The sequence below is a fragment of the Raoultella sp. genome, assembly GCF_039594335.1.
Classification (GTDB): Bacteria; Pseudomonadota; Gammaproteobacteria; order Enterobacterales; family Enterobacteriaceae; genus Klebsiella.
The window spans coordinates 1-11618 of sequence record NZ_JBCNNS010000038.1; the positions used below are offsets into that span (position 1 = coordinate 1).

The 11618-nt window shown below is 49.6% G+C and carries 10 protein-coding genes and 2 pseudogenes; 8 read left to right on the forward strand and 4 right to left on the reverse strand.

The window, feature by feature from the left end; all coding sequences use genetic code 11:
• Nucleotides 1–4: 4 nt before the first annotated feature.
• Nucleotides 5–1554, reverse strand: a pseudogene (locus tag ACZAHD_RS09065) (MltF family protein).
• A gap of 151 nt (nt 1555–1705) precedes the next feature.
• Here ACZAHD_RS09065 and ACZAHD_RS09070 point away from each other — a divergent pair.
• Nucleotides 1706–1892: pseudogene (locus ACZAHD_RS09070) on the forward strand (hypothetical protein); the annotation flags it as partial.
• A 346-nt stretch (nt 1893–2238) separates the two neighbouring features.
• Nucleotides 2239–2589 (forward strand): anti-adapter protein IraM, encoded by a 351-nt coding sequence (iraM, locus tag ACZAHD_RS09075; protein ID WP_462456463.1) that lies wholly within the window; start codon nt 2239–2241, stop codon nt 2587–2589.
• On the opposite strand, the gene ACZAHD_RS09080 is transcribed toward iraM, so the two are convergent.
• Both ACZAHD_RS09080 and ACZAHD_RS09085 read right to left on the reverse strand, forming a co-directional pair.
• Entirely contained in the window at nt 2586–3068 is a 483-nt protein-coding gene (locus ACZAHD_RS09080; protein WP_462456464.1) for a hypothetical protein, read from the reverse strand. The two genes, iraM and ACZAHD_RS09080, sit on opposite strands and share 4 nt — an antisense overlap.
• A gap of 6 nt (nt 3069–3074) precedes the next feature.
• The gene (locus tag ACZAHD_RS09085; protein ID WP_462456465.1) at nt 3075–3923 is read right to left on the reverse strand and encodes a winged helix-turn-helix domain-containing protein; all 849 of its coding nucleotides are present in this window, start codon (nt 3921–3923) and stop codon (nt 3075–3077) included.
• A gap of 380 nt (nt 3924–4303) precedes the next feature.
• On the opposite strand from ACZAHD_RS09085, the gene ACZAHD_RS09090 reads away from it, so the two are divergent.
• The 6 genes from ACZAHD_RS09090 to ACZAHD_RS09115 all read left to right on the forward strand — a co-directional run bounded on the left by ACZAHD_RS09090 (nt 4304) and on the right by ACZAHD_RS09115 (nt 11289).
• Nucleotides 4304–4945 carry a helix-turn-helix domain-containing protein gene (locus ACZAHD_RS09090; RefSeq protein ID WP_462456489.1) on the forward strand — a complete coding sequence of 214 codons (642 nt, stop codon included), beginning with the start codon at nt 4304–4306 and terminating at the stop codon, nt 4943–4945.
• A gap of 175 nt (nt 4946–5120) precedes the next feature.
• Nucleotides 5121–5705, forward strand: a complete 585-nt coding sequence (ecpA, locus tag ACZAHD_RS09095) for a common pilus major fimbrillin subunit EcpA (RefSeq protein ID WP_462456466.1) — start codon at nt 5121–5123, stop codon at nt 5703–5705.
• Nucleotides 5706–5764: 59 nt separating this feature from the next.
• A complete protein-coding gene (locus tag ACZAHD_RS09100) occupies nt 5765–6433 on the forward strand; it encodes an EcpB family pilus assembly chaperone (RefSeq protein WP_462456467.1) in 669 nt (222 codons plus the stop codon).
• Nucleotides 6434–6457: 24 nt separating this feature from the next.
• The gene (locus tag ACZAHD_RS09105) at nt 6458–8989 is read left to right on the forward strand and encodes a CS1-pili formation C-terminal domain-containing protein (protein WP_462456468.1); all 2532 of its coding nucleotides are present in this window, start codon (nt 6458–6460) and stop codon (nt 8987–8989) included.
• Nucleotides 8979–10622, forward strand: a complete 1644-nt coding sequence (gene ecpD / locus ACZAHD_RS09110) for a fimbrial adhesin EcpD (RefSeq protein WP_462456469.1) — start codon at nt 8979–8981, stop codon at nt 10620–10622. Before ACZAHD_RS09105 ends, ecpD begins: the two co-directional genes overlap by 11 nt.
• Nucleotides 10591–11289 (forward strand): fimbrial biogenesis chaperone, encoded by a 699-nt coding sequence (locus ACZAHD_RS09115; protein WP_462456470.1) that lies wholly within the window; start codon nt 10591–10593, stop codon nt 11287–11289. The genes ecpD and ACZAHD_RS09115 overlap by 32 nt, the downstream gene beginning before the upstream one ends.
• Nucleotides 11290–11336: 47 nt before the next feature.
• Here ACZAHD_RS09115 and ACZAHD_RS09120 read toward each other — a convergent pair whose 3' ends face one another.
• A complete protein-coding gene (locus ACZAHD_RS09120; RefSeq protein ID WP_205500224.1) occupies nt 11337–11618 on the reverse strand; it encodes a YjcB family protein in 282 nt (93 codons plus the stop codon).

An 11618-nucleotide genomic window follows, 5' to 3' on the forward strand; every position in this document is an offset into this window, starting at 1 on the left:
CGCCTCACGGTGTGGTGAGAGTGTTTTGTTCCCCGGCGGGTACTGCCGCGCTGCTGGGTTGGGCCGTGGCTTTTTGTTTCCTCGCTATCTCATCGACGATCAGCCGATAGGCAATGTAGTACTTATAGATATTGCTGACGTAGGTAACGGTCTCGGCACCTATCTTCTCAGCGGCCAGATATTCGACATTACCAAACCAGATATCAGGATTAAAACCGCGCTTGCTGGTTTCTGTCCGCAGACGGGCAATACGGGCTGGCCCGGCGTTATAAGACGCAAATGAAAAGAGCGCTTTGTCGAGCTGGCTCATCGGCTCATGGCCATAGTACTGGTCGATCATCCAGCGTATGTATTTCACCCCGGCATGGATATTCGTGTCCAGCTTACTGATATCTCCGACCTTCAGTTCTTTGCCGGTCCGCGTCATCACCTGCATAACGCCGATGGCACCCATGTGGCTACGAACCGATTGATTGAGGCGCGACTCCTGATACCCCAGAGCTGCCATGAACAGCCAGTCAATGTCATATTGCTCGCCGTATTTACGGAAGATATCCACCATTGCCAGAAATTTTTGCCGTTCCTGCTGCGCGGTGGCATTTTTGACATACTTCGCGTTCTTCAGGTAGCGCAACAGGAGGGTATTTCCCAGCTTGCTGCCCTCGCCGTTAGCCTTCACAAAGCGGTTTAGCGAGGCGAGAAGCTGCGGGCTATTCTTACGTACCGCCCAGCCAATGCTGGCATCTTTACGCAGGACAATATTCTGATGTACCTGGATTTTGGGGAAAATTTGTTTCCAGAATAGAGCCTTATGACGATCGACGACGGTCAACGGAATAAGGCCGGCGTTGAGCATCTCTATCAGGTCCTCATCTTCGAGTGATTCCGGAGCGACCTCGATAATAATCGGCAGACGAGACACTTTCGCAAAGTGCGCATTCAGGGCGAGCAGGCTTTGGTAATAGCTTGATGACGGGCGAACAAATACTTTTTTGCCAGAAAGTTGCTCCAGGTTGCTCACTTCTGGTGAAACTGGGCCGGAGAGCAGAAGTTCCTGAACATTGGAATAGAGCGGTGTTGTGAAGTCAGCCTGCTGCTGACGCTCCCCGGTAACCGTAAGATTTGCGGCAACAATATCTCCTCTGCCGGCAACGAGTGCGCTAAGGAGCTGGTCGCGGGCCACCGGGACGAAAATTATCCGTACCTTCAGATGGCGATGTTTGAGCTTTTGCTCCTTCATCAGCTGGTGATTAAGGCTGCGCTCGTACTCGATAAAGATGTCATGCGTTGCTCCGCGCTGGGTACCTTTGTCGATAAAGAAAAAGGTCTTGCTATAAGTGTTAAGACCCTGATCACGCGTCTGTCGAGCATACCGGTGAGATCGCCTTGCCAGGGCTTCTGCATCTCTTGCGCACTGGGTTCCAGCGCCTCTCGTTTTTCCTGAGGCGGTGGTTTCTTTTTCCCGACGGCCGCATACACGGAATCGGCAAACAGCAGGGCGACAAGGCAGGCAACGCTGGTGATAGCGGGTCGTTGAAATGAGAGGATGTTCATAGGGAGATGCTCCGCAGGTGCATTCCTGTATTTTAGGCAACTCTGGAGGGTTAGCCTGTTCGTTTGCCCGACCGCGTGGGGGAACATCACCGGTGATGTCAGAGAGGAGCACCACTTTTTATGCCACAAAAAGAGCGTCTGTCAGCCCAGGTTTATTAAGGATAAATATGCCAATAATTTACCTACCTCGCTGTTGGAATTCGTCGCGGCAAAATACCGCTCAGACACAGGCAGCGGAGAGCCGGGACTACGGTGACCCGCTGCATATTCGTATGTCGGCAGGGATTGCGGGACAGTGAATGTCGCCGCGGGACTTTTCCTGCGCCGAACCATATTAAAAATATGATGGCGATAAAGCGGAACCGTTTCAGTTTAATATCGGGAAAACCGGGTAAGGATGCCAAAATAACGCGATGAGCCGATCGCAACCCGTCGTATCCATTTAATGTGGCCAGCACTTCAATTATCCGTTTATTGTAAGTTTATATCTGCCGAAATGTAGATTTATGTATTTTTATTCTTTATATCTACGCATTTTATATGAGTCCTCTACTGACTCCTTGTCAGTTCATTGACCGCTTGCCATTATTTTCATCACAATATCAAACGGAGGGCTTGCGGATAATTATAAACTTTGCTATGACTATCTATGTGGCTATTTCCAGAAAAGCACAAGGACGTAATATGAAATGGAAAATTCAGAACACAATTATCTGCCCTCATTCTGGTGTGGCATTTTCCAGTATATCGAGATTGCGCTTTTTAAAATTCATCATATGGTATGAGGCCGATATTCTGTTACTTCCTGGGGAATCGATGAAACTGTTTTCCTCGAAAGTATTAATTAATGGAGAATATCATTATATTAAGGTCTATAATATTTCAACCTACAGCCATGCACAATGGGAAAACCTGAGAGAAAGGCCATCCTGCCCCTATGATTTTGGGGCCACTACGATAGAGGACTGCTGTTATCAGCCGTATTGTGCTATTAAACGTTGCCCTGGTAGTTTCAAACACCATGCGCTGTGCTAACCATTGGTGTTTTCACAAATAAAATAGGGGGTGTTTGTTGACATAAATACCCATGAGCCATGTTTTATCTTTAATATTTTAATGATGAATCGATCTTCTTTCCTGATCTCCGTAAAAAACGGCGGCATAATCTCATCGAACTTATCCGGCAGCGCTGTGGTACTCGAACGAATATTAGTAGTGCTACTTCTGAAGATATAAATATCGTTTTTATTTTTTACATAGGTTATATATTTCCTGATAATGATGTTATCTTTTGAATCTCCTGAGTTGCCGTTGAATGTCATTAATCCCTCACCATCACTGGCAAAGAAAGTAACAGAGAAAGAAAATTCCTCATCACCATTAACAATTGAAAATGCGGACGTACAGTTAATGCTCTCACCGTCGTCAGATGAGCTGATGTAATAAAATGTAAGGCTTGTCATGATAATAATTAAAGTATATGCAATGGCCTTGTTTATCTTTCGTTTTTTCATATAGAGTTATTTTAAGTAATAAAATGAGGTACAGAATGATTTTTTATTGGTTTTTATTGGGTATCGACAGGAGATGAGTGATGTCCTGCTCGATGGGTAATGATTCGTTATATAAATAGTCTGTCTATTTGAGCAGGTGATATTATGCTCTTTAAGGAAATTAATATAGTATTCATCAAATCTTAGGTCATCGTTTCTGAAAATCTTGCAGCTATTGATCGTCGTGAGCAGCGTATATGAAGCGAAAGGTGAATCGGTTGTGGTTGACTGATTAATGTAGAGATGCAGCAGAACAATCAACAGACTTGCAATACCGGCGACAATCCATCCTGTCTTTCTTGCTCTCACGGTCCCGATGAGCCCTGTCGACAGCACATCGTCTTTGTCTTGCGCTGTTGGTGGGTCGGCGTGAAGTTGCTGGCTCGCTTCATGATGAGTGTCATGTCCTTCCGTCACAACTCTGTTCATCTGATTTATTTCGGGAGCTGCGCTATCCTGCTCCGGAGGGTGCCCGTGAATGTCAATCAGGATATTCGCTTCATCCGCAATCATGAACCCCCGTTTAGGAATTGTTTGAATAAGTGTGCTATTCACATTGAAGCGATTTAACGATTTGCGCAACAAAGAGATGTTTTGATATAGCGTATTTGGCGTAACACTCATTCCCCTTTCTCCCCACGCATTTTGCAGCAGCTCTGCCTGGGTAACAATTCTGCCTTGATTTTTTATTAACAAATCAAAGCAAAGGCTTGCTGGTATTGCCAGGGTCACGTATTCATTACTTTTTATGGAATGGAGAGTATGCGCTTCTGAGTTAAATCGCAGCCTGTTCTCGATAACGTAAATAGTAGCCATATATGATGTCTTATTGTGAGAATAGTTACACTGTGCCATTTATCTGGGATTTGATGTCGCGATACTAGCACCAAAGAGTAAACCTGACATTCACTCATAACTAAGAATAATCTTAATCCCCGAATGCGATTTTTTCTTGATTGTTTTTTATTTGTTAAATTTAACTATTATTTTCATTATTATCAGTTGCTTGAGATTTAACAAATAATCAACAAATGTGATTTTTTTGCTTTTCATAACTTTATGAGTAATAAATTCTGCTTATTATGCTTACTATTTATGTATGAAATGTGGCGGCGTTACCGTAACAAAAATAATAGTGATGTTTTGTCACCGTTCATCAAAGAAAAGTAAAAAAACAGGGGCAAGTACCATCATTGATGCTTGCGCCTGTCAACGGACGAGTTCAACAGGCTCAATGGAATGGAGGTTCTGTTATCATGGCTGTATTAATAGTAACAGATAATTATTTCTATATGCAGGGTCTGGCCAGCCTGGCTGATGATGATTGCGACATCACCTGGACCTGGGTCGATAACATTGACAATGAGTATGCGCATCAGCAGTGTCAGGCACTGAGCGCCGAAGATTACGTCATTATCCATTTTGCGCAGATAGATAAAATGCTTTGTTCTTATCAATATTATTTTTCGAACAGTCCGGCGAAAGTCATTGTGGCACCCGACGCTAAATTTGTCAGCGATGTTTCTGACATTAATAATATCTGCTTTCTGTCTTCTGATGCGAGTGTTAAAACGGTTGAAAGTATCCTTAAATTAAGAAAATTTAAAGCCAGAAAAAGAAATCTCACGGTTCGTGAAGAGAAGATAATGTCATTGATGATTATTGGTAAATTACTTAATGATATTTCTGAGATTCTTGGTTTGAGTATCAAGACGGTGAGCTTACATAAAAGCAATACCAGCAATAAAGTCGGTTTGTTAAATAACAACAACATTACCATGTTTGCTTTAATGCGTTTTATCTTGCCGGCATCAGGGACCGACATGATTCTTATTTAATATTGTATCACTGGCGGTGTTATTGAGTTTTATTCTTACGGGAATTTAGTGAGTGTCATCAATTTTATTCGACTTTTGAATTTAAGAACATCCAGTTCTTAAGGGTAGTGGATCCATAAATAACTATGGAACAGCACGGGCGATAACAAGCCTATTATTTTATCAGGTGATGAATATGAAATTGAAAATGTTAGCAGCAGCTCTTGTGACGACTTTCTGTGTGGGCGCTGTTCAGGCAGCAGATGTTACGGCTCAGGCCGTCGCAACCTGGTCGGCAACGGCAAAAAAAGACACCACCAGCAAACTGGTTGTGACACCGCTGGGGAGCCTGGCTTTCCAGTATGCAGAAGGGATTAAAGGTTTTAACTCCCAGAAAGGTCTGTTTGATGTTGCGATTGAAGGGGATGCGACTGCGACAGCATTTAAACTGACCTCCCGTCTGATCACCAATACCCTGACCCAACTGGACACCTCCGGTTCGACGCTGAGTGTCGGTGTGGATTATAACGGCGTGGCTGTCGAAAAATCGGCTGATACCGTCATGATCGACACGGCGAATGGCGTGCTGGGCGGCAACCTTAGCGCACTGTCTAACGGCTATAACCAGGCTGGCCGCGCTACCGCTCAGGATGGTTTTAACTTCTCTATCATCAGTGGCACCACCAATGGTACGACTGCAGTGACTGACTACAGCACGCTGCCGGAAGGGATCTGGAGCGGTGATGTCAGCGTCCAGTTCGATGCGACCTGGACCAGCTGATTTCTCTGTAGCACGAGCAGGGGGGATTCCCCCTGCTTTCTTCCTCGGACCGAATTCATATGAAAAACCGCATTCTGGCTATCAGCCTGTATTTTTGCGCCATCATGCCGGCCCTGGCACTGGATGTTGGCGATATTTCTTCATTTATGAACAGAGACGCCAGCGTGCTCAGTAAAGAGATTAAAAACACCACTGATAGCGGACGTTTAATCAATATCCACATTGAACGCCTTTCTTCACCGCTTGAAGGCGGCAGTGTGATTCCGATGGACAGTCAGGACGAAGTGCTGCTGACGCCAGCCAGCCTGCTACTGCCCGCGAAGAGTAGCGATGTCATTCGCTTTTTCTACAAGGGGCCGGCGGATAATAAAGAACGCTACTACCGCATTGTCTGGTTCGATCAGGCGTTGAGCGATGCACAGCGCGATAGCGCCAGCCGCACTGCGGTTGCAACCGCATCGGCTCGTATCGGCACCATCCTGGTTGTTGCCCCACGCAAGACAGATTACCGCTATCAGTATGCCAACGGAACGCTGGTGAATACCGGCAATGCCACGCTGCGTATCCTGGCTTACGGCCCCTGCCTGAAGCCCGCAGATGGCAAAGAATGCAAAGAGAATTATTACCTCATGCCCGGCAAAGAGCGCCGTTTCACCCGCGTGAATATTGCCGATAAAAAGGGGCGGGTCGCACTCTGGCAGGGTGAGCAGTTTATTCCCGTAAAATAACAATTGTGCTGACGGAATCAGGTTATGCCTTTACGACGGATTTCACCTGAGCTTAAAACGCTCCTTGCCTGTGGTATGGCTATTTTGACTCTTCCGCTTAGTGTGAATGCCGCTACACCGCAGGCGCAGCAAATTGGCGGCGTGGTGATTCCTCAGGCATTCAGCCAGGCGCTGCAGGATGGCATGAGTATCCCACTGTATCTTCACCTGGAAGGCAGTGCGGGGACGCAGGACGACCAGCGCCTTGGCAGCGCATTTATCTGGCTGGATGCCGGTACGCTTCGCATCCGTCATATTCAGTTGGAAGAGCGCGGAGACAAGGCCAGCGTGAGTGAACAAACCCGAAAAACGCTGACTGAGCTGGCGAATGCGCCCTTCAACAGCGATTTACACATCACGCTGACCAGCGATGCGCAGCTGCAGCTCAGTCTGCGGCAACTGCTGCTGCAACTGGTGGTGAAACGAGAAGCACTGGGAACCGTCCTGCGCTCGCGCAGTGAAGATATCGGCCAGTCCAGCGTGAACAGCGTCAGCAGCAGTCTGAACTATAACCTCGGCGTGTATAACAACCAGATGCGTAACGGTGGCAACAGTACGTCCAGCTATCTGTCGTTGAACAGCGTCAGCTCACTGCGCGAGCACCATATTGTGTTGGACGGTTCGCTCTACGGTACAGGAACCAGCAATCAGGATAGCGAAATTTATAAGGCCATGTATGAGCGTGATTTCGCCGGGCACCGCTTTGCCGGTGGGATGCTGGATACGTGGAATTTACAGTCGCTTGGGCCGATGACCGCCATTTCTGCTGGCAAAATCTACGGTGCATCCTGGGGAAATCAGGCCAGCTCAACGGTGTTTGATAATTCACAATCGGTCACGCCGATCGTGGCTTTTTTGCCTGCCGCGGGTGAAGTGCATTTGTCGCGTGACGGACGTCTGCTTAGCGTACAGAATTTTGTGATGGGTAACCACGAAGTGGATACCCGTGGGCTGCCATACGGCATTTATGATGTGGATGTTGAAGTGATCGTCAATGGCCGGATGGTCAGTAAGCGTACTCAGCGGGTGAACAAACTCTTCAGCCGCGGGCGCGGAGCGGGCGCACCGCTGGCCTGGCAGGTATGGGGCGGCAGCTTTCATATGGATCGCTGGTCCGAGAGTGGCAAAAAGATCAAACCGGCGAAAGAGAGCTGGTTGGCGGGCGCGTCGACGTCCGGCTCCGTGGGTACGCTCAGCTGGGCGGCAACCGGCTACGGTTATGATAGCAATGCCGTCGGCGAGACGCGTCTGACCGTTCCGCTGACGGAGTCTGTCAACGTCAACCTGCAAAATATGCTGGCCAGCGATAGCTCCTGGAGCAGCATTGGCAGCATCAGCGCCGCGTTGCCCGGTGGTTTTAGCACCGTCTGGGTTAACCAGGAAAAAACCATTATTGGCGACAGGCTACGGCGTAGCGACGCCGACAACCGGGCGATTGGCGGAACCCTTAACCTGAACCCGCTGTGGTCAAAGCTGGGGACCTTTAGCATTAGCTACAACGATGACCGTCGCTATAACAGCCATTACTACACGGCGGATTATTATCAGACGCTCTTTAGCGGTGCCTTCGGCTCGCTGGGCCTGCGTGCCGGTATTCAGCGCTTCAATAATGGCGGCGGCGGTGACAGTAGCAGTACCGGGAAATATGTCGCGCTCGACTTCTCACTTCCGCTGGGCAACTGGTTCAGTGCCGGTATGACCCACCAGAACGGCTACACCATGGCAAACCTTTCCGCCCGTAAACAGTTTGATGAGGGCATGGTTCGTACCCTTGGGGCCAATATTTCGCGGGCGATCTCTGGCGATACCGGCAATGACAAAACGCTGAGCGGTGGAGGCTATGCCCAATTTGATACCCGCTATGCCAATGGCACGCTCAATATTAACAGCGGCGCTGACGGCTATGTGAATACCAACCTGACCGCCAGCGGTAGCGCCGGCTGGCAGGGGCGGAATATTGCCGCTAGCGGACGCTCTGACGGCAACGCCGGCGTGATTTTTAACACTAATCTCGATGATGACGGCAAGCTGAGCGCCAGGGTCAACGGACGGGTTATCCAACTGACTGGCAAACGCAACTATCTGCCGCTGTCACCATACAGTCGTTACGAAGTCGAGTTGCAAAACAGCAAGAACTCACTCGACAGCTATGACATCGTCAGCAACCGCAAAAACAGTCTGACACTCTACCCGGGCAACGTGGCGGTGATCGAGCCGGAAGTGAAACAGATGGTGACCGTTTCCGGGCGTATCCGCGCCGAAGACGGAACGCTGCTGGCCAACGCACACATCAATAATCATATTGGCCGAACCCGTACCGATAACACGGGGGGATTCGTGATGGACGTGGATAAAAAATACCCCACTATCGATTTCACCTACGGCAATAACCAAAGCTGTGAAGTCGGGCTTGAGTTAAGTCAGGCGCGTGGGGCGGTGTGGGTCGGCGATGTCGTCTGCACGGGGCTGAAAACTTACGCCAGCGCGCAGCAGGCAGGAGAAGGGCATGAAAGCTAAGTGGTTCCCGTTGATTTGCCTGTTTGTCGTCGCGCTGTGCGCGGTGCGGGCAGAAGCGGTGGTAACGAAAACAACCTGGGCAGATGCGGCAGCGGTGCAGTTTGTTTTTGTCGAAAACAACTCCGATGATAACTTTTTCGCCACTCCGGGCGGCGTGCTGGATCCGCGCATGACCGGAGCCAGTCGTTGGACCGGGCTGAAATACACCGGTAGCGGCACTATCTATCAGCAGAGTCTGGGCTATATCGATAACGGCTATAACACCGGGTTGAATGCCAACTGGAAATTTGACATGTGGCTGGAAAATGCACCGGTGTCGAATCCCCTGAGCGGGCTGCGCTGCATCAACTGGTACGCAGGTTGCGATATGGCGACCAGTCTGATTTTACCCCAGGTCACGGATGCAAACGGCTTTTACGGTGTGACGGTAACCCCCGGTGGACAAAAATGGATGCACGGCATGATGTCGGAGACCTTCTACCAGTATCTCCAGCAGATGCCGGTTGGCGGCAGCCTGTCGATGACGATCAATACCTGCCAGACTTCCATCTCCTACGATGCAAGCAGCGGGGCGCGCTGCAAAGATCAGGCCTCCGGCGCCTGGTACGTGCGTAAAGTGACCCATACTAAAGCGGCAAACTTAAAGCTTATTAACACCCACTCTCTGACCGAAGTTTTTATCAATAGTGATGGGATCCCGACGCTGGGCGAGGGTAGCTCGAACTGTCGCGCGCAGACGATTGGTACCCGTAGCGGTCTGAGCTGCAAGATGGTCAACTATACGTTGCAGCATAATGGACTGAGCAACACCTCGATTCATATTTTTCCGGCGATTAACAATACATCGTTGACGTCGGCGGTGAATATCTATGATATGCAGTTCAGCCTCGATGGTAACAACTGGAAACCGGTCAGCGGCAATGCCTACTACTATACGTTTAACGAGATGAAAGCCTCGGATTCGGTCTACATCTTCTTTTCCAGCAACTTCTTTAAGCAGATGGTGGCGCTGGGCATCAGTGATATTAATACCAAGGATTTGTTTAACTTCCGCTTCCAGAACACCACCTCGCCGGAGTCCGGGTGGTATGAATTTTCCACCTCCAACTCGCTGATTATCAAACCGCGTGATTTCAGCATTAGCATTATTTCCGATGAGTACAGCGCTTCGCCGTCGCGCGAGGGGTATGTCGGTACGGGGCAGCCCTCACTGGATTTTGGCTATATCGTCACCACCAGCGGAAAAACCGCCGCCGATGAAGTCCTGATCAAAGTGACTGGCCCGTCGCAGTCGATCGCCGGGCGTTCATACTGCCTGTTCAGTTCGGCTGACGGGGCGACAAAAGTGCCTTTCCCGGCGCACCTGACATTTACCACCCAGACCGGAACGAGCAAAAATTTTGACGCCGGCTGCGATAACAGCTGGCGCGATATGACGGATGCGCTGTGGCTGACGACGCCGTGGACGGATGCTTCCGGCGATACTGGCGTGATGAACAAGACGACGGTGAAATTTTCCATATCGATGAACGACAGTATTTCGTTAAGAACGGTAGATGATGATGGCTGGTTTGGTGAAGTGAGTGCTTCAGGAGAGATTCATGTTCAGGCGACATGGCGCAATATTGATTAACCTGCTCCAGGCCGTCGTGTGGTTGCTGATTCTGGGGCTGCCAACGGCGGGTCGGGCGATTTCCGTCGGCAATTTAACCTTTTCGCTGGGCGCTGAGGAGAGCTTTGTCGCCAAACGGGTACTGAATAACAATCCGAGCGCGCGGCTGTATCAGATTTCCGTCGTCGGAATAGATCGGCCGGGGGGGCACGAGGTCCGCTCTCGTCCGGCGGATGGCGAGCTGCTCTTTGCCCCCCGCCAGCTCACCTTGCAGGCCGGGCAAGGGGAATATTTTAAATTTTATTATCATGGTCCGCAGGACAATCGTGAGCGTTATTACCGGGTTTCGTTCCGCGAAATTCCTACCCGAAACCGTATTGGCCACACTGCGGCCGGCGGGTCGATCGGTATGGATCCGGTAGTGGTGATGGAAACGATTCTGGTGGTACGCCCGCGGCAGGTACAGTTCAAATGGGCCTTCGATCGGCTGGCGGGAAGCGTCAGCAACAGTGGTAATACCTGGTTTAAACTGCTGATCAAGCCGGGATGTGATGCAACGGAAGAAGAGGGCGAGGCCTGGTACTTACGGCCAGGAGATGTGGTTCGCCAGGCGGCTCTGCGCCAGCCTGGGAATAAATACATTATCTATAACGATACATTTATTAAAATATCAAAAGATTGCGAGTAGTCTTTGTCGGTGAATAAAAAAGCCTCCCGTGGGAAGTTTTTATCGTATCAGGTCATGACCATCGGCCACTGTGGCGGCGTCTGACTCATGACTTCGAGCATGACGTCTTTGATATTGCCCCAGATTTTCGCGATATCGAGCAGCGTGATCCCCAGTAAGCCGGTAGCGAACCAGCAGGCCGCGACCAGGCCGATACAGCTACAAATAACGGCTAAACCGGCATAATCACTTTTGCGTAGCTGAATGTTCATCGAACTGGCCAAAAACATCAGAACCGCGCTCACCAGCGGCCAGCGCAAAAGTATGACACTGGTAGTTATGGAAGCCAT